Origin of the sequence: Streptomyces sp. NBC_01304, assembly GCF_035975855.1 — a bacterium.
In the GTDB taxonomy this organism is placed as follows: domain Bacteria; phylum Actinomycetota; class Actinomycetes; order Streptomycetales; family Streptomycetaceae; genus Streptomyces.
The window spans coordinates 1,963,151-1,980,544 of the sequence record NZ_CP109055.1; the positions used below are offsets into that span (position 1 = coordinate 1,963,151).

Genomic DNA, 17,394 nt, shown 5'->3' on the forward strand with positions numbered 1-17,394 from the left:
GGACGGGATCAGCCGTAGGTCAGGGGCGTGATCTGCTGGATGTCGTACTTCTCGCGCAGCCGTTCCACGGCGGTGGCGTCGATCTCGCCGCCGGCCGCGAAGATCTCCAGGAGCTGGTCGAAGTACGCCTCGTGATCGGGCGGCGGCGCGGCCTGGAAGAACATCTTCACCGGGGTGTCCGTGCGGTTGGCGAAGGCGTGCGGGCACCCGGGCGGCACGAAGAGCACGCTGCCCGCCCCCGCCCGTACCGGCTTGGCCCCGGACGGCGACTGCCAGCTGCCCCAGTCGCCGGTGCGGTCCCGCGGCTCGAAGGCGAGGACGTCCAACTCGCCCTCCACGATGTAGAACAGCTCCTCGCTGCGGGTGTGCGTGTGCGCGCCGACATCGAATCCGGGTGGCACGATGACCTCGAAACTGGATCCGGTACGCGAATGCTCTCCGGTGACCTTGAAGGTGACCTCGTGCGCCTTGGTCACCAGTTTCTTTCCCTGGCCCGGCGGAATGATGAGCCCGTCGACGCTCATATCGCGGCCGCCTCGGCCAGCTTTTCCTCGAAGTGGAACTCGCTCTCGTGCACCGTCCAGGACCCGACGGCCACTTCGGCGGTGATTCCGGGACCGAATCCCGCGATGATTCCACGGGCCCCGTCCGTCACGGCATTCTCGGCGAACATGCGGGCCAGCGAATCGAGGACCACGGCACTGGCGATATTTCCGTACTGAGTGAGCGTGGTGCGACTGAAACGGAATTCTTCGGGAGCCACCCCGAGGAACTTGCACAGGTCGTCGAGAATGCGCGGGCCGCCCGCGTGGATGATGTAGAAGTCGAGGTTCTGGACGTCCCAGTTCTGCCGGCGCACGACGTCCTTGAGGACGGGCGCGAGGGGTTCCATGGTGCCGGGCACCCGCTTGTCCAGGCGGAAGTGGAAGCCGGTGTCCTTCACGTCGTACGAGATCCACTCCTCGGTGTCGGGGATCAGGTACGCCTCGTTGCGCTCCAGGTGCACTCCGGTGCCGCCCTCGCCGCGTACGACGGTGGCCGCGACGGCGTCGCCGAACAGGCCGTCGGAGAGCAGGGAGCCCACGTCGCCGTCGGTCGGCTGGTAGCAGAGGGAACAGAACTCGCAGGCCACGATGAGGACGTTGGCCCGTGGGTGGGCGACGCAGAAGTCGTGTGCGCGGTTGATGGCCGCGGCTCCGGCGGCGCAGCCGAGCTGGGCGATGGGGATCTGCCGGGTGTCGGTGCGAAAGCCCATCGTGTTGATGAGCCAGGCCGTCATGGACGGCATCATGAACCCGGTGCACGAGACGTAGATGATCGCGTCGATGTCGCGGGCGGTGAGTTCGGCGTTGGCGAGGGCCTGCTGGACGACGGGCGGCACCCGGCGTTTGGCCTCGCGTTCGTAGATCTTGTTGCGGGTCTCGAACCCGGGGTGGCGCAGGGTGCGTTCGAGCGGCTGGATGATGTGCCGCTTCTGGACTCCGGTATTGGTGATGAGGCGGAGGGCGAGCGGCAACTGCGGGCTTCCGGAATGGACCTGCTTCGCCATCTCGAGGGTTTCTTCCATCGTGATGACGTTTTCCGGAACTGCAATGGCCGGCCTGCATATGGTCGCCAAGTCGGTCTCCTCGGGTGAGCCGTCCGGCCCACTCGGGGAGTCAAGTGATTCCCTGGCCGGCGGCGTGGCTTCAGGGAAACAAAGATGAAAGACGAACCGCAAGGGGGAACTTGATGCCACCTAGGGGCTTTCGCTGTCACCAACCACCGCACGGAGCAGGGATGTTAAGGATGCGAAAACATATGGGTCGACAATGTTTGCCGGGCCGGGGGGAATTGGGCATGGCGCAGCCCATTCTCCTTGCTGGTTAATTTCCGGTGACGGGCCCCTGCCGCGGCAACGGGGGACGGAACGCGCGGCAGGGGCGGCTCTGGGGCGGTCGGCGCCGGCCGACCGGCGGCCTCAGTGCATGATCTGCCCTCCGTCCACGGGCAGATAGGCACCGGTGATGTGCCGGGTCAGATCGCTGGCGAGGGCCACGATGGCATCGGCGACGTCCTCCGCCTGGGCGATCCTTCGCAGCGGGGTGACCGCCGCCAGGGCGCTGAGCAGGCTCGGGCGCCCGGAGGGGGCGCTGCCGTCGGTGGGCACGAAGCCCGGCGCGACCGTGTTGACCCGCACTCCGTCCGGCCCCAACTCGGCGGCCAGCACCCGCATCAGGGCGTCCTGGGCGGCCTTGGCCACGGCGATGTCGGCGACCACGGGCCCGCTGCTGCGCGATTCGCTGGAGCCGACGAAGACGATGCTGCCGCTCCTGCGGCCGCGCATCGCGGGGGCGACCATCCGGCAGGCATTGAGGGTCGCCCTGATCTGTGCGTCGACCCGGGCCTGGACCTCGTACCCGGAGTCGAGCGCGGTGCCGTGGAAGACGGGCGGGCCGCCCACCGCGTTGCACACCAGGATGTCGATGTCGCCGAGCAACTCACCGGCCTGCCAGACGAGTTCGGCGGCCTGGTCGGGGGCGCAGACATCGCCCTGCACGGCCACCGCCTTGGACCCGTCGAGCTCGATGCTGTGCACCACGTCGTCGGCGGCCTGTTTGTTGGAGAGGTAGTTGACGGCCACCGAGGCCCCGTTGCGGCCCAGGGCGCGGGCGGTCGCGGCCCCGATGCCACGGCTGCCGCCGGTCACCAGGGCGATACGGCCTTCGAGGAGGCGGCCGACAGGGGAGTTCACCGAAGGGCTCCGATTCTTGAGCGGTGCGGGATGAGCGGTAAGAGACGCACGCCTGGCCACGGCAACTGAGCGGTGAGCGGCGGGCGGCGGCGCGCCGGACGGGATCCGTGCCCTCGCACGCGGCGACGTGCCGGGCCGGATGCATGCGCCCTCACGCGGCGACGTGCCGGGCCGGATCCATGGGCCCTCTCACGGCGACGTGCCGAGCAGGATCCAAGGGCCCTCACGCGGAGACGTGCCGAGCAGGAGGGTCCGTGCCCCCTCACGCGGCGCGGGCGATCCATACCCGCCCCGAGCCGGTGCGCGCGGTCAGCCGCACGGTGGGTGCCCCGGCGCCCGGGGCGGGGCCGGCGGCCAGGTCGTTGCGTACGCCTCCGGAGCCCGAGTGCGCGTCCACCTCGGCGGCGACGCCGTCGCGTACCCCGATCCGGATCTCCCCCGAGTTGGTGACGGCGTCCAGGGCGCCGGACACCACACAGTTGACGGCGATCTGGCCGGTGCCGGCGTGCGCGGAGACCTCACCTTCGACCGTTCCCACGTCCACGGAGCCGCTGCCGGTCCGCAGGCGTCCGCGCCCGAGCAGATGCCCGGCGGCGATGCTGCCCGAGCCGGTTTCGAAGGTGGCCTCGCCCTCGGCGCGCTCCAGGTCGAGCGAGCCGGACCCGGTCGTCAGCGCCACGGCGGAGGCGGTGCCGGAGACCGCGATGGAGCCGCTGCCCGTACGTAAGTTCAGGCTGGAGCGGGCGGGGGCGGTGATGTCGACTGCCAGCGTCGTGGTCCACAGCGGATGCCCCTGCGGTACGCCGATGCGGAGCCGGCCGCTCTTCTCCTCCAGGGAGATGTCGAGGGCCCCGAGCCCGACCGCGGCACTGCCCGCGGCGACGGCCGCACCGCCCGCGGGCACCGCGCCGTAGCCCGGCACATAGCCGTGACCGGGCGGCACCGTGCCATACCCGGGAACGTACCCGTGCCCGGGCGGAATCGGCCCGTGCCCCGGCCCCCACGCCCAGCCCGCGCCCACCCCGGGCACGCCCGCAACGCCGGGGACAGGGGGGACCTGCGGCACACCCGGCACCGGAGGAACCGGCGGCACGGGCACGGGGTGGTGCCCGGGATGCCAGCCCCATTGGTAGCCGCCCCGCGGCCACACCCCTCCGTTCGGACAGGCGGGCTGGGCGGACGCGTACCAGCCGGCCCCCGCCCAGACCTCGACCACCATCTCTGGCACCTCCGCAAGACGGACGCGGATCTCGCCCACCCCCAGCTCGGCGTCCACATGAACCGGCTCGACGCGGGAGAACGACTCCCGTCGCGGTGTGCCGGAGCCGAAAGCCACCATGACCACAGCCCTCATTCCGGGAAGGTCCGCTCCCCCGCGATCTCCTCTTCGGGGCGCGGACACGGTAGAGTCAAACGATCGGAGGGTTCTCCTCCGAACTCTGCCGTCAGACTATCGGAGGGATTCCCTCCGAACAAGGGGTCTCAGCATGCCGACCGATACACACACGTCAGCGGCGAAGGCACGCACGCCGGGCACGCCGCCCGACGCGAGCGAAGGGGCGGGGCCGCGGTTCCGTGCCGAGGCGCGGCAGGGCATCCTCGACGCCGCCCGCCTGGTCTTCCAGGAGGACGGGCACGACGCCCGCCTGGAAGTCATCGCCCGCCGGGCCGGCGTGGGCATCGCGACGCTGTACCGCCGCTTCCCGACGCGCGAGGACCTGCTGCGCGAGGTCTGCCTGGACGTCATGCACGACGTCACCGAGGAGACCGCGCGCGCCGAGCAGGAGGAGCCCGACGCCTGGAGCGCCCTGGTGCGGGTGCTGCACTACTGCGTGTCGACGCACGCGGCGGGCATGCTGCCGGTCGCGGCGGGCCGCTTCCTCAAGACCGAGGAGGTGCTGGGAGCGAGGACGGCGTACGTCGACGCGCTGTCCGGCCTGCTCGACCGGGCGCGCGCCGAGGGCGCGTTGAAGGCCCAGGTCAACCACGTGGACATCCTGCTGATGCTGGCCCTGATCTCCCGGCCGCTGCCCGGCGCGGACGCCGATTTCGCCCAGCAGCTCGCCCATCGCTACCTCGGGCTGCTCATCCCGGCCCTGAGCGCACCGGAGTCGGCCGAACTGGCCGAACCGCGCCTGGACCAGGACGCGCTGGACGCCCTGTGGAACGGCACGGACGTGGCGGCCGCCCCCGCCGAGCAGACCGGAAAGACCGGCGCGAAGAGCAAGAAGACACCGGCCCGCCGCGGCAAGCCCAAGGAGTAGGTCCGGCGAGCCAGGCGCGTCGGGGTTCACGACGAACCGGGAAACACGCGCGCCCCGCCAGGGGCGCGGGGGCCCGGACTTGCCCCGCCAGGGGTGCCGGAGGCTGGACTTGCCCCGCCAGGGGCGCGGGGAACTGCGCGCCCAGCCACGACGCACCCGCAGATCCCAACGCCCCTGCGACAGGAAGGCCCGACGGCCCTCCGGCAGGAAGATCAGCCCCTCCGGCGCTTGAGGAGCGGGGGCCCGGGGGCAGAGCCCCCGCGACCCGAGCCGGGAAAGGCCCAACCGAACGCAGCGCACCAACCCACCGGCAAGCGCACCGCTACCCGCAAAGCCGCGCCGCGGACCCACTGTCACCGGTGGCCCACCAACGGGCCAACTCATCGATGCTGCGCAGCAATTCCCGTCCCCGGGCGGTCAGCCCGTACCGCACCCGCACGGGCGACTGCGCCGTCTCGACCGTGCGGTCCACCAGACCGGAACCCTCCAGGCGGCGCAGCACGCGGGTGAGTTGCTTGCGCTCCACGCCGGTCGCCCGCCCGAGTTCCGCGTGCCGCCGGCTCTCCGGCCACAGCTCGATCATGATGGCCAGGTCCCACTTGCCCGAGATGACGTCGACCAGCGCACGGGCGGTCGCCAGGTGAGGCGGTGGCCCGCTCCCGGGGGCCGCACGCTGACCCGTTGCCGTCTGAACCGCTGTCGTCGGAACCGCTGCCGCCTGAACCGCCGCCGCCTGGACAGTTGCCGTGGCCCCCTGGGCCGTTGCCGTCTGGATCACGCCGCCCGAACTCGCCGTCACTGTCACGTCTCCCCGTTGCGGACGCCCTGTCGGGCGCGACTGAAAGTGGCCGAACTTGACACATTATGTACGTTCAGCATGCATTTATGTCGGGATCCCGGTGCAGTTTTGCCAGCCCTTAACGTCAGGACACTCCTGTACCGCTCGACCCTCGCACCCTGCCGTCGAGCCCTCAACTGCCCCGCAGTCGGTGGCATTCACTGCCCCCTTGTACGGAGGGTAGACCTCCGATAGTGTCGTGACAAGTTCGGAGGGTTGCCCTCCGATGCTGCCGTGCCCGCCGTACACCGCTGTACGGCCGCGCACCTCCGGCAGCTTTCCGTCGGGCCGGATCCGGCCGACGTCACTCTCTGGGGGATTCCATGAGCCACACTCCCGGCTCCTCATTGCCCACAGCCAACTCCCCATCTCCCGCCGCCGATTCCTCAAGGTCCACGGCCGGCCCCGCATCGCGCGCGGCCGACCACGACGCACTGGAGCGCCTCCTGCTCGCCGCCGGCGCCCGCCCCGAGGACACCCTCCGCGCGGTGCACGAGACCGGAGCCGCCCAAGTCGTCCGCATCGCCGTGGACGAGTTGATCTCCCGCTGCCTTCCGCACCCCGAACTGCCCGACACTCCGGTGCAGTTCGACCTGCGCCACGAGGACCGCACCCACAGCCACGTCCTCACCGTCTCCGGCAAAGGCGTGAGCGCGGCACCGGGCCCGGATCCGACGGCACCGATGTGGATCTCGTACGAACTCAGCGACCTGGTACGCGCCCTGTACGGCCCCGCAGGAGCCCGCGCGGGCCGCACCCGCCGCACCGAACTGCGCCTCGGCCGCGACACCACGGACACGAGCGACCCCGAATCCTGGATTCGCCGCATGCACCCGGTGTCCGACGCCGTCCAGGTGGTCCTGGCCGCCCTCGAACCCGCACCGCCCGCCCTCGCGGAACTCGCCCTGCGCCACCGCACCGACAAGTGGGGCCCCCTGCACTGGTTCACCCCGCACTACGAACGGCACTTCGCCCAGCTGCGCGACGAACCGGTGCGCGTCCTGGAGATCGGCATCGGCGGCTACGACCGGGCCGACCTCGGCGGCGGCTCGCTGCGCACCTGGAAGCGGTACTTCCGGCGCGGCCTCATCCACGGCCTCGACATCTTCGACAAGACCGGCATCGACGAGCCCCGCATCACCACCCTCAAGGGCGACCAGAGCGACCCCGACCTGCTGCGCGACATCGCCGACACCTACGGCCCCTTCGACATCGTCATCGACGACGGAAGCCACGTCAGCCGCCACGTCATCACCGCACTGACCACGCTCTTCCCCTGCCTGCGGCCCGGCGGCCTGTACGTCGTCGAGGACCTGCAATGGGCGTACGCCCCCGGCTTCGGCGGCACCCCCGACGACCTTGCCTCGCCACGCGGTTCCACCGGCTTCCTCAAGACCCTGGTGGACGGCCTGCACCACGAGGACATCCCGCACCGGGCCGGCCGCCGCCCCGGCTACCTGGCCGAACACGTCGGAGCCGTGCACTTCTACCGCGGCATCGCCTTCCTGGAGAAGGCGGCCAACTCCGAGGGCGCGATACCCCCGTGGATCCCCCGCTCCGCGGTCCCGCCCGTCGAGGACGCCGCGCATACCGAGGACGACGCACACACCGGGGACGACACGCATACCGGGGACGACGCGCAGGCAGCGGCCGACAGCCCCTGGCCCCCACCCGGCAACGGCCACTGAGGCGGCGGGAGTTCACCGTGCGCGTGCTGTTCACCATGCCCAAGGGGCTCGGTCACGTCTTCCCGCTGGTCTCCACCGCCCACGCCCTCATGGGCGCGGGCCACGACGTCCTGTTCGCCACCGCCGACGCCGAACGCGCCGCCCGCGCCGGGCTGACCTGCGTCGACGTGGCACCACCCGGAATCGACTCCGTCTACTACGACTTCATGCGCGAACGCGGCGTGGGCTTCGACCTCGGCATGACCGGACCCGACAGCGACATCGGCCTGTACGCCGAGATGTTCGCCGCCGTCTCCGACGCCCTCACCGACCGGGCCGTCACCGCCGCTCTCGCCTGGCGGCCCGACCTCGTCGTGCACACCCCGTCCCAGGGTGCGGGGCCGCTGCTCGCGGCCCGGCTCGGCGTACCGGCCGTCGAACACGGCATCGGGCCCGGCGAGTTGCCCGGCCTGGACGCCGCCCTCTTCACCCACCTCTCCCCCGCCTACCGCCGGCACGGCCTGACCGGGCCGCCGCCCCCGCCCGCCGCCCGACTGACCGTCGCACCGCCGAGCCTGTCCGGCCCGGGACCGTCAGACCTCGTGATGCGCTACGTCCCCTACAACGGCGGCGGCCACCTCCCCGCCTGGCTCCTCACTCCCCCGCCCCGGCCCCGGATCGCCGTGACCCTCGGCACCGTACTGCCGCTGTTCGGCGGCCTGAAGCCACTGCGGCGCCTGGCCGAGTCGGCGGCCCGCCACGACCTCGAACTCGTCCTCGCCACCGGCGACGCGAGCCCCGACGGCCTCGGCCCGGTTCCGCAGAACGTGCGCGTCGCGGGCTGGGTGCCGCTCGGCCCGCTCCTGCGCACCTGCGCCGCGCTCGTCCACCACGGCGGCTCCGGCACCACCATGACGGGCCTGGTCGCCGGGGTGCCGCAGCTCATCATGCCGTCGGGCGCCGACCAGTTCACCGGCGCCGAGGCGGTACGCGCCCGGGGAGCGGGCCACGTCGCCGCCCTCGACGACCTGGACATCGGGCGCGTACGCGACCTCCTCGACGACGAAGCCACCCGCAAGGCGGCCCTCGACGTCCGCGACGAGATCACCCGCCTGCCCAGCCCCGCCGACCTCGTCAACAACCTTCTTGATCTGCTGACTTGACCTTCTGACTTGCGACCAAGGACTGCTGATGAAAGCGCTACTGCTCGCAGGAGGGGCAGGCACCCGCCTGCGCCCGCTGACCCACACCATGTCCAAGCAGCTCGTGCCCATCGCCAACAAACCCGTCCTGCTGCACGCCCTCGACAACCTGCGCGACGCCGGCATCACCGAGGTCGGCGTCATCGTCGGACCGCACGGCGACGACGTACGCACCCTCGTGGGCGACGGCACACGGCTCGGCCTGCAGATCACCTGCATTCCGCAGGAAGAACCGCTCGGCCTCGCCCACTGCGTACTGATCTCCCAAGACTTCCTCGGCCGGGACGACTTCGTCATGTACCTGGGCGACAACGTGGTCCTCGGCGGCGTCGCCCACCTGCTCAAACAGTTCCGCGAACGACGCCCGGACGCCATGGTCATGGTGAGCGAGGTCGACGATCCCAGCCGCTACGGCGTCGCCGTCCTCGGCGCCGACGGACGCGTCTGCGCCGTCGCGGAAAAGCCCCGGCTCGCACCGTCCCGGCTCGCACTCGTCGGCACGTACGTCTTCGGCCCCTCGATCCACCGCGCGGTGCGGGCCATCGGACCCAGTGCGCGCGGCGAGTGGGAGATCACCGACGCGATCGGCTGGCTGATCGCCCGCGGGCGCGAGGTGCGCGCCGACGTGTTCACCGGCTTCTGGCGCGACACCGGCGTCATCGAAGGGCTCCTCGACTGCAACCGGGAACTCCTCAGGACGCTGCCGCACAGCATCGAGGGGTACGTCGACACCGCCAGCGAACTCGTCGGCGACGTCGTGGTGGAACCCGGCGCCGTCATCAGCCGATCCCGGGTCGTCGGCCCGACGGTGATCGGCGCGGGCAGCACCGTCGTCGACAGCGAGATAGGTCCGTACACCGCGGTCGGGACGGGCTGTGAAGTGCGTGCCACGCACGTCGAGGACTCCATCGTGATGGACGGCGCCACCCTGCACGAGGTGCGTTCCGTCGCCCGCTCCGTCATCGGCCGGCACAGCAGGGTGCATTCGGCGCCGGCCGCCCGCCTGATCGTCGGCGACCACAGCCGGGTGGCGGTGGTGTGCCCATGAACCTCCTGGTCACCGGGGGCGCGGGCTTCATCGGTTCGGCCTTCGTACGCGGCCTGCTCGACGGCCGGCACCCCGGCCACGAGCGCGCCGAGGTCACCGTCCTCGACAAACTGACGTACGCGGGCAACCCGGCGAACCTGCCCCTCGACCACCCCCGGCTGCGCTTCGTACAAGGCGATCTGTGCGACGCACGCCTGGTCGACGAGCTGCTGCCCGGACACGAGGCCGTGGTCCACTTCGCCGCGGAATCGCACGTCGACCGCTCCCTGCTCGGCGCCGAACAGTTCGTGCTCTCCAACGTCCTCGGCACCCATCACCTCCTGGAGGCGAGCGCCCGCCACGCCGTCGCCCGCGTCGTGCACGTCTCCACCGACGAGGTGTACGGCTCGACCGCCACCGGCGCCTGGGACGAGCAGTGCCCGCTCGCCCCCACCTCGCCGTACGCGGTCACCAAAGCCGCGAGCGATCTCTTCGCCCAGAGCCACTGGCGCACCTCGGGCCTGGAGGTCGTCACCACCCGGTGCAGCAACAACTACGGACCCCGCCAACACCCGGAAAAACTCATCCCACGCTTCGTCACGACCCTGCTCGACGGCGGTCAAGTCCCCTTGTACGGCGACGGATTGCACGTACGCGAATGGCTGCACGTCGAGGACCACTGCCACGCCCTGCGCCTCGTCCTGGACAAGGGCAGGCCCGGCGAGGTCTACCACGTCGGCGGCGGCACCGAACTGACCAACCGCGACCTCACGACCCGGCTCCTCGACCTGTGCGGCGCCGACCGGGCCAGCGTGCGGCACGTCCCCGACCGCAAGGGACACGACCGGCGCTACGCCCTGGACGACACCAAACTCCGCGAAGAACTCGGCTACCGACCCGAGGTCGACTTCGACGAAGGACTCGCCGCCGTCGTGGACTGGTACCGCGACAACCGCGACTGGTGGCAGCCCCGGCACCCGCCTGAGAGCTGAACTGCCCCCGCCCACCCCCTTGTTCAGGCCCTCAGGGAACGAGGGGGCGGGCCCGCGCGCACTCGGCGTACGACGGAAGCAGCCCCTCGCGCTCCGCCTGCGCGAGGGAAACCGCGAGCGTGTCCCGCGCCGAGAGCACGGGAGCGAGACCCTGCCGCCAGCCGATGCCCAGGTCCGCATCGAGCGGATCGATGCCGCGCTCGCGCTCCGGGTCGTAGGACGCCGAGCACAGATAGAGCACGGTCGCCTCGTCGGTGAGCGCCTGGAAGGCGTGCCCGAGCCCCTCCGACAGAAACACCGCACGCCGATTGACCTCGCTGAGCTCCACGGTCTCCCAGGCCCCGAAGGTGGGCGAGCCGACCCGGACGTCGACCACGGCGTCCAGAACCGCACCGCGCAGGCACATGACGTACTTCCCCTGCCCTGGCGGCACATCGGCGTAGTGCACCCCACGGATGACGCCCTGCCGGGACACCGAGCAGTTCACCTGCTCCACCGGAAGATCCCGGCCGGTCACCGTGCGCACCTGCGGACTCCGGAACGTCTCGTGGAAGCTGCCGCGCTCGTCGTGAAAGACCCGGGCGTCGTACGACCACGCGCCTTCGATGGAAAGGGGCTTCATGCTCAGCACTCCGTTCGGTGGGGTGTGCGGGCGCCTACCGGCTCGCCCGCCGCCGCGAGCAGCTCCCTGCGCAGCGGACCGGACGGATCACCCGGCCTGCCCAGCGCCTCGGCCAGGGCCGCGTGCCAGTGCCGGGGCGGGCCAAGGCGGGCCCGCGCCCAGGCATCGTGGGAAAGCACGCTCCAAATCGGCCGCGGCGCGCGCCTGTTGAGGCATTCGGACGAGACGGCGGCGACCAGTCCGGGGTCGGCGCCCAGCAGCCGGTAGATCTCGCGCGCGAAGGTGTGCCAGGTGGCGAAGCCGCAGCTGGTGGCGTGGAAGATGCCGCGGGCACGGTGGGCCGGCGCGGCGGCCAGCGCGGCAATCCGATCGGCGACGTCGACGGTCCAGGTGGGCTGGCCGTACTGGTCCGCCACGACCTCCACCGGCCGCCCCGCCAGCGCCGAACCAGCCATCGTGCGCACGAAGTTGGGCCCTCCCGCGCCGTACAGCCAGCCGGTGCGCACGATCGCCGAGGACAACGGGAGCAAGGTGCGCACGGCCCGCTCGCCCGCGAGTTTGGTACGGCCGTAGGCGGTACGCGGGTCCGGCTCGGCATGCTCGGGCATGGGGGTGCCCACGTCGGCGGGGGTGCCGTGGAAGACGTAGTCGGTCGAGACGTGAATGAGCCGGGCCCGTACCTGCCCACAGGCCGCGGCGAGATGAGCGGGACCCCGCCCGTTCACGGCGAGCGCCGCCCGCTCCTCACGCTCCGCGCGATCGACGGCCGTCCAGGCGGCGCAGTTGACGACCACGTCGGGCCGCCGGTCGAGCAGCGCCGTACGAACGGCCCGCCGGTCCGTGATGTCGAGGCTGCCCCGACCGGTCGGCAACACCAGGGCACCGCCCTCGGTGAGCCGGGCACACACCTGCCGGCCGAGCATGCCGTCGGCCCCGGTGACCAACACGCGCATGATGCCGCTCCCTTCGGATCCTCGTCTCACCTGGCCGGATGGGCCGGCGCGGCCTCCGCCGGCGCACCCGCGCCCGCCTCCTCGCCGTGCCGCGCCAAAGGGTCCCCGCGACCGGCCATCAGCACGAACGCGGCGACGATGCCCAGCAGCACGCAGGCCGCCGCGACACCGAACGCCGCCCTGAATCCCTCGGTGAGCGCCTCCGCCCTACTGCTCGCGCCGGCACGGCTCGTGGTGGTCGCCGCGACCGAGGCGAGGATGCCGAGGCCGAGCGCGCCACCGATCTGCTGGGTCGTGTTGAACAGCCCGGAGGCCAGCCCCGAGTCCTTCGCCGGGGCCCCGTGCACGGCGGCGATCGTCAACGGCACCACGGCCCCGCCGAACCCGATCCCGGCGAGCAGACACGGCCCGAGCAGATCGGCGGCGTACGAACCACCGGGCGCGGAGATCCGCGTGAACCAGGCCAGCCCGAGAAAGAGGCAGGCCAAGCCACCGACGAGAGTGGTCCGCAGCCCGAGCGAACCGGCCAGCCGCCCGGCCGCGTTGGCGGCCACCAGAATGCTCACGGTCAGCGGCAGATACGCCACGCCGATCGCCATGGCGTCGTAGTGCAGCACCTCACCCATGTAGAGGGAGAGGAAGAAGAACATCGCGAGCAGCCCCAGATTGAGCAGCAGGGCCACCACGTTGGCACCCCGCAGGGTGGGCAGCCGGAAGATGGACAGCGGCATGAGCGGCGACCGCGACCGCGCCTGCAGCACGAGGAACGCCGCAATCAGCACCGCACCCCCCGCGAAGCCGCCGAGGGTGGCAGCCGAGCCCCAGCCCGCACTCTCCGCATCCACGGCGGCGTACACGACCAGACAGAGACCGGCCGTGACAGTGACCGCGCTGGTGACGCCGAAACCCTGCGCGGTGCCGCGCTCGGCGGACTCCGCGAGCAGCCGCAGGGCCAGCAGGGCGACGACGAGACTGACGGGGACATTGACGAACAACACCCAACGCCACCCGATCCCCGAAGTGATGACCCCACCGAGCAGCACGCCCGCCGCGCCACCCGCGCCGGTGGCCGCTCCCCAAATACCCAGCGCCCGGTTGCGCTCCTTGCCCTCCGTGAAGGTCACGGTGAGCAGCGAGAGGGCGGCGGGCGACACGAGCGCGGCACCGACCCCCTGCAGGGCCCGCCCGGCGATCAGCCACCCGGCGGTGGGCGCGAGTCCCCCGAGCAGCGAGGCGACACCGAACAGCGCGAGCCCCGCCATGAACATCCTGCGCCGACCGAGCCGATCGGCCAGCCGCCCGCCGAGGAGCAGCAGCCCGCCGAGCGCGAGCGTGTAGGCATTGACCACCCAGGACAGCGAACTCTCCGTGAAATGAAGGGACTTGGCTATGGGCGGCAGCGCGACATTGATGACCGAGGCATCGATCACGACGAGGAACTGGGCCATCGTCAGCAGGGCGAGTGCGGCGTTCCTGGCGCGGGGCGCGGCGGGTTGACCCGCGACGGGACGACTCGTGGAGGGTTGACTCCCGGCGTGTGGCGTCATGACGACATGGCCTCTCGGGGCGTACGACGGTGAAGGACGGGCGGGGCCGAAGGCACCCCGGGGCCCCGCGCCCTGGCGGCGGCGCGGGGCGGTGGTTCCGCGCATCGGGGGCGACGCGGGGCGGTGGTTCCGCGCCTCGGGGCGCGATGACGGCGGGCTCGCACGACTGCAGGGGCGCGGCACCGCACCGCCAGCAGCAGGGTCACGTTATTTACAGCCCAAATCGCGGCGCGTTCAGTGCATGGCGAGGCCTCCGTCGACAGGGACGTACGCCCCGGTGATGTGGCGGCTGAGATCGCTGGCGAGGGCCACGACCGCGTCGGCCACGTCCGCGGCCTGGCCGAGCCTGCGCAGTGCGGTGCTGCCGGTGACGGCCTCGATGAGCTGCGGGGTGAGGGCGGCGGCGCTGCCGTCGGTGGCCACGAGTCCCGGTGCGACGGTGTTGACCCGGATGCCCTCGGGGCCGAGTTCCGCGGCGAGCACCCGCATCAGCGCGTCCTGGGTGGCCTTCGCCACCGCCACATGGGGCACCGCCGGCGCGCTGCTGCGGGACTCGGTGGAGCCGATGAAGACGATGCTGCCGCTGCGGCGCGCCCGCATGGCGGGGACGAGGAGCCGGCACAGGTGTGTCGTGGCCCGAAGTTGGGTGACCACCTGCTGCTCGATGGTGTCGCCCGCGTCGACCACGGGGCCGTGCACGAAACTGCCCGGCCCTGCGGCGTTGCAGACCAGGACATCGATGTCGCCGAGCATGCCGACGGCCTGGTCGACGAGGGCGGTCGCGGCCGCGAAGTCGCTGACGTCGCCCTGTACGGCGACGGCCTTGGATCCCAAGTCCTCGATGTCGCGCACCACTTGGGCGGCGGGTCCCGCGCTGGTCAGGTAGTTGACGGCGACCGCGGCTCCGGCACGGCCGAGGGCCCGGGCGCAGGCGGCGCCGATGCCCCGGCTCGCGCCGGTGACGAGGGCCGTACGGCCGTCGAGGAGACGGCTGGCGGAAGTGCTCATTCTCTGGTGCTCCTTGGTGCTCGGACGGGTGCGCGCGGAGTCGCGCGAGGCTCTCCTGCGGCGGGAGCCGGGCCGTCCCCGATGACGGCGCCTGCTCGTCGGACTGCTCCGAACCGCCTTGCTCCGACGCCCCGTTCCTCTGGTCCGCTCCAGGACCGCGACCGCGGTCCAGCCGTGGAAAGCGAACCCAATATGATCGGAGGTCTTCCCTCCGATCCCACACCGGGAGAGTATCGGAGGGTTGCCCTTCGATACAAGGGCCCCCTGCCGGGCCTGCCGTCGACCCCGAGGAGCCAGTCGAATGCCTGCTTCGCGCCCCGAGATCAGCGATGTCAGCAAGGCCCGCGGCCCGCGCTACCGCCAGGAGGCGAGGCAGCGGCTGCTCAGCGCGGCCAGGATCGTCTTCCAGGAGGTCGGCCCCGAGGCGCCGCTCGATTCGATCGCCAGGCAGGCGGGCGTGGGCATCGCCACGCTGTACCGCCGCTTCCCGTCCCGCGAGGACCTGATCCGTGAGGTCTGCCTGGATGTGATGCGCGAGGTCACCCGGACCGTCGAGACGGCCCTGCGCGACGAGCCGGACGCCTATACGGCGCTGGTGCGCGTCCTGCACCACTGCGTCGCGACCCACTCCGCGGGCCTGCTGCCCGTCGCCGCCGGCCGCTTCCGCTCGACGGCGGAGATCCGCACGACGGTCGACGCCTACCTGGCCGCGCTCACCGTGCTGCTCGAACACGCCCGCCGCGAAGGCACGTTGAAGGCCGACGTGAACCACGTCGACGTCCTGCTCCTGCTCACCCTGATCTCCCGCCCCCTGCCCGGCCTCGACGCTCCCTTGACCCGCCGCCTGGCCCACCGCTTCGCATCCCTCCTCGGCCCGAGCCTCGCCCAGCCGAGCGGCGAGCTGCCGGGGCCGGTGCTGGAGCAGGGCGCGTTGGACGCACTGTGGAACGGGGCGGGGGTGATGAGCGGCAGAGCCGACGACGACGCGTGAGGGGCGCTGCGGGCGGCACGGCGGGGTCCGGTCGCGGGCCCAAGTCGGGGCATGCGCGGCGGGGTACCCCGGGCATACATGAAAGGCGCCCCGGACATGCGTGAGGGGCCATTCATCGAATGGCCCCTCAGCTGCGAAAACACCGTCGGGACGACAGGATTTGAACCTGCGACCCCTTGACCCCCAGTCAAGTGCGCTACCAAGCTGCGCCACGTCCCGGTGTTCGATCCGCGGGTTTCCCCGCCGCTCGGACAGACAGAACCTTACCTCACCTCGGACCTGCGGTGATCCACCGTTTCGGGGTACCCGTCCGGCCCCGCTCGGGGCGGCGCCTCTCGCCCGAGGGGTGAGCACAGCGCTCTCGCTCCGCGACCGAGATGTGTTGATCCATGCGTACAGCGCGCGGCGATGTCGCTGTCGATCTCGTGCTGGTCGGATGCGGTACGGCTGCGCTCGGTCTTGATGGTCCGTCCATCAGAGGTGGTGCTTGAGCGCTTGAACGCTTGAACGCTTCAAATCCCAGCATGTGACAGACAGTTGGTCACCTCGACCCGCACCGGTGCACTGCGGCACCCGCGGACCACGGCGCTCGCCGCACTGATTCGGGATCCCGCGCGCCCAGCCCTGCATCCGTCCAATCGTGCCAATCGTGATCAGAAAACCGTTGACGCGGCACAGTCGCTCGCGGAGAGTTCCGATGCACGAATGGGGTGGGAAGTGGAACGACAGCAGTACATCGAACGGTGCTCCGAACTCTTTGCGGTCGGTGCGCACGCGGCGGTCCGGGGCGTCGCGGAGGAGGGGCTCGCCGACCTCGGCGGTGATCCGGTGCTCTACCGGTGGCTCGGGCAGGCGCACGCCGCGGAGGACGAGGACGACCATGACACCGAGGCCGAGTCGGCCTACCGGCAGGGCCTCGCGCTCGCGCCGGACGACCTCGGGCTCCTGGTGTCCTACCTCGAACTCTGTCTGCGCGCCGACGGGTTTGAATACCCCGGCCGCGCCAAGCGCGCGGTGACCCTGCAAGCACAGATCGAGGATCTCGCCCCGCCCGGCTCCCCGGAGCGTGCACGGGTCGACGATGCCGTGGGCTGGGCCGGCCGCGGGTACTGGGACGATCTCAAGGTCGGCGTTCTGCAGGGACAGGTACGACAGGCGGAGCAGGCGGAACAAGGCGAGCAGGTGGCCGCCGCCCTGCGGAGCAAGGAGCCGGTCGCGGACGCGGGCGAGGACCTGCGCACGGCCGAACTGGCCGCCGCGGTCGAGCTGCTGCAGGGGCCGGCCAACGCCCCGCTGCGTTTGCTGATCAGGCATCGGGTCGCGGCCTACGCGGTGACGTTGCTGCTGTCCTTCGGCCTCAACAAGTGGCTGGTGATGAGCGGCATACTGGAGTTCAGCCTGTGGGGCTGGCTGTGCTGGATCCCGGTGCTCGCCGCGGAGGCCAAGCTGCGGCAGGCGCGGAGACTGGGCCGCGAACGGGTCATCGCCCGGATCCAGGAGCGCCACGCGTCGGCAGACGCCGCCTGAGCCCGGCTGCGCCGGTGGTGGT

Annotated in this window: 16 protein-coding genes and 1 tRNA gene; 7 read left to right on the forward strand and 10 right to left on the reverse strand. The window is 71.5% G+C overall.

Translation table 11 applies throughout. The features are described 5' to 3' along the window. Positions 1-8: 8 nt before the first annotated feature. The 4 genes from OG430_RS08585 to OG430_RS08600 all read right to left on the reverse strand — a co-directional run bounded on the left by OG430_RS08585 (position 9) and on the right by OG430_RS08600 (position 4,088). Positions 9-524, reverse strand: coding sequence for a cupin domain-containing protein (locus tag OG430_RS08585; protein WP_327351835.1), 516 nt, complete (start codon positions 522-524; stop codon positions 9-11). Next, positions 521-1,618, reverse strand: a complete 1,098-nt coding sequence (locus tag OG430_RS08590; protein WP_327351836.1) for a type III polyketide synthase — start codon at positions 1,616-1,618, stop codon at positions 521-523. Before OG430_RS08590 ends, OG430_RS08585 begins: the two co-directional genes overlap by 4 nt. 342 nt (positions 1,619-1,960) lie before the next feature. Further along, the gene (locus OG430_RS08595; RefSeq protein ID WP_327351837.1) at positions 1,961-2,734 is read right to left on the reverse strand and encodes an SDR family NAD(P)-dependent oxidoreductase; all 774 of its coding nucleotides are present in this window, start codon (positions 2,732-2,734) and stop codon (positions 1,961-1,963) included. A gap of 262 nt (positions 2,735-2,996) precedes the next feature. Further along, the gene (locus tag OG430_RS08600; protein WP_327351838.1) at positions 2,997-4,088 is read right to left on the reverse strand and encodes a DUF4097 family beta strand repeat-containing protein; all 1,092 of its coding nucleotides are present in this window, start codon (positions 4,086-4,088) and stop codon (positions 2,997-2,999) included. Positions 4,089-4,221: 133 nt separating this feature from the next. On the opposite strand from OG430_RS08600, the gene OG430_RS08605 reads away from it, so the two are divergent. Next, the gene (locus tag OG430_RS08605) at positions 4,222-4,998 is read left to right on the forward strand and encodes a TetR/AcrR family transcriptional regulator (RefSeq protein ID WP_327351839.1); all 777 of its coding nucleotides are present in this window, start codon (positions 4,222-4,224) and stop codon (positions 4,996-4,998) included. Positions 4,999-5,320: 322 nt separating this feature from the next. Here the strand turns inward: OG430_RS08605 and OG430_RS08610 are convergent, their stop codons facing one another. Then, the gene (locus tag OG430_RS08610; RefSeq protein WP_327351840.1) at positions 5,321-5,797 is read right to left on the reverse strand and encodes a winged helix-turn-helix transcriptional regulator; all 477 of its coding nucleotides are present in this window, start codon (positions 5,795-5,797) and stop codon (positions 5,321-5,323) included. A gap of 362 nt (positions 5,798-6,159) precedes the next feature. On the opposite strand from OG430_RS08610, the gene OG430_RS08615 reads away from it, so the two are divergent. The 4 genes from OG430_RS08615 to rfbB are packed head-to-tail and all read left to right on the forward strand — an operon-like array spanning position 6,160 to position 10,724. Next, positions 6,160-7,524: a class I SAM-dependent methyltransferase gene (locus OG430_RS08615; protein WP_327351841.1), complete on the forward strand. Its 1,365-nt coding sequence runs from the start codon at positions 6,160-6,162 to the stop codon at positions 7,522-7,524. Positions 7,525-7,541: 17 nt separating this feature from the next. Continuing rightward, positions 7,542-8,666: a nucleotide disphospho-sugar-binding domain-containing protein gene (locus tag OG430_RS08620; RefSeq protein WP_327351842.1), complete on the forward strand. Its 1,125-nt coding sequence runs from the start codon at positions 7,542-7,544 to the stop codon at positions 8,664-8,666. Between the two features lie 28 nt (positions 8,667-8,694). Beyond that, positions 8,695-9,753 carry a glucose-1-phosphate thymidylyltransferase gene (locus OG430_RS08625; protein WP_327351843.1) on the forward strand — a complete coding sequence of 353 codons (1,059 nt, stop codon included), beginning with the start codon at positions 8,695-8,697 and terminating at the stop codon, positions 9,751-9,753. Beyond that, positions 9,750-10,724, forward strand: coding sequence for a dTDP-glucose 4,6-dehydratase (gene rfbB / locus OG430_RS08630; RefSeq protein WP_327351844.1), 975 nt, complete (start codon positions 9,750-9,752; stop codon positions 10,722-10,724). The genes OG430_RS08625 and rfbB overlap by 4 nt, the downstream gene beginning before the upstream one ends. A gap of 31 nt (positions 10,725-10,755) precedes the next feature. Here rfbB and OG430_RS08635 read toward each other — a convergent pair whose 3' ends face one another. The 4 genes from OG430_RS08635 to OG430_RS08650 all read right to left on the reverse strand — a co-directional run bounded on the left by OG430_RS08635 (position 10,756) and on the right by OG430_RS08650 (position 14,854). Continuing rightward, positions 10,756-11,346 carry a dTDP-4-dehydrorhamnose 3,5-epimerase family protein gene (locus tag OG430_RS08635; RefSeq protein WP_327351845.1) on the reverse strand — a complete coding sequence of 197 codons (591 nt, stop codon included), beginning with the start codon at positions 11,344-11,346 and terminating at the stop codon, positions 10,756-10,758. Positions 11,347-11,348: 2 nt separating this feature from the next. After that, positions 11,349-12,299, reverse strand: a complete 951-nt coding sequence (rfbD, locus tag OG430_RS08640) for a dTDP-4-dehydrorhamnose reductase (RefSeq protein ID WP_327351846.1) — start codon at positions 12,297-12,299, stop codon at positions 11,349-11,351. Between the two features lie 26 nt (positions 12,300-12,325). Beyond that, a complete protein-coding gene (locus OG430_RS08645) occupies positions 12,326-13,846 on the reverse strand; it encodes an MFS transporter (RefSeq protein WP_327351847.1) in 1,521 nt (506 codons plus the stop codon). 234 nt (positions 13,847-14,080) lie between these two features. Next, complete coding sequence (locus OG430_RS08650; RefSeq protein WP_327351848.1) at positions 14,081-14,854, reverse strand: SDR family NAD(P)-dependent oxidoreductase; 774 nt, start codon at positions 14,852-14,854, stop codon at positions 14,081-14,083. A gap of 301 nt (positions 14,855-15,155) precedes the next feature. Here OG430_RS08650 and OG430_RS08655 point away from each other — a divergent pair, with 301 nt between their 5' ends. Continuing rightward, positions 15,156-15,845, forward strand: a complete 690-nt coding sequence (locus OG430_RS08655; protein ID WP_327351849.1) for a TetR/AcrR family transcriptional regulator — start codon at positions 15,156-15,158, stop codon at positions 15,843-15,845. Positions 15,846-15,990: 145 nt separating this feature from the next. On the opposite strand, the gene OG430_RS08660 is transcribed toward OG430_RS08655, so the two are convergent. Then, positions 15,991-16,064: transfer RNA gene (locus tag OG430_RS08660), tRNA-Pro, on the reverse strand. A 498-nt stretch (positions 16,065-16,562) separates the two neighbouring features. Here OG430_RS08660 and OG430_RS08665 point away from each other — a divergent pair. After that, positions 16,563-17,372, forward strand: coding sequence for a hypothetical protein (locus OG430_RS08665; protein ID WP_327351850.1), 810 nt, complete (start codon positions 16,563-16,565; stop codon positions 17,370-17,372). The last annotated feature ends 22 nt before the right edge of the window (positions 17,373-17,394 follow it).

What these genes read in the sequence shown, in the direction of transcription:
- OG430_RS08635 (WP_327351845.1), bottom strand. Translation starts at nt 11,346, where the DNA reads ATGAAGCCCCTTTCCATCGAAGGCGCGTGGTCGTACGACGCCCGGGTC.
- OG430_RS08650 (WP_327351848.1), bottom strand. Translation starts at nt 14,854, where the DNA reads ATGAGCACTTCCGCCAGCCGTCTCCTCGACGGCCGTACGGCCCTCGTC.
- OG430_RS08645 (WP_327351847.1), bottom strand. Translation starts at nt 13,846, where the DNA reads ATGACGCCACACGCCGGGAGTCAACCCTCCACGAGTCGTCCCGTCGCG.
- OG430_RS08625 (WP_327351843.1), top strand. Translation starts at nt 8,695, where the DNA reads ATGAAAGCGCTACTGCTCGCAGGAGGGGCAGGCACCCGCCTGCGCCCG.
- OG430_RS08615 (WP_327351841.1), top strand. Translation starts at nt 6,160, where the DNA reads ATGAGCCACACTCCCGGCTCCTCATTGCCCACAGCCAACTCCCCATCT.
- rfbB (WP_327351844.1), top strand. Translation starts at nt 9,750, where the DNA reads ATGAACCTCCTGGTCACCGGGGGCGCGGGCTTCATCGGTTCGGCCTTC.
- OG430_RS08585 (WP_327351835.1), bottom strand. Translation starts at nt 524, where the DNA reads ATGAGCGTCGACGGGCTCATCATTCCGCCGGGCCAGGGAAAGAAACTG.
- rfbD (WP_327351846.1), bottom strand. Translation starts at nt 12,299, where the DNA reads ATGCGCGTGTTGGTCACCGGGGCCGACGGCATGCTCGGCCGGCAGGTG.
- OG430_RS08605 (WP_327351839.1), top strand. Translation starts at nt 4,222, where the DNA reads ATGCCGACCGATACACACACGTCAGCGGCGAAGGCACGCACGCCGGGC.
- OG430_RS08600 (WP_327351838.1), bottom strand. Translation starts at nt 4,088, where the DNA reads ATGAGGGCTGTGGTCATGGTGGCTTTCGGCTCCGGCACACCGCGACGG.
- OG430_RS08655 (WP_327351849.1), top strand. Translation starts at nt 15,156, where the DNA reads ATGCCTGCTTCGCGCCCCGAGATCAGCGATGTCAGCAAGGCCCGCGGC.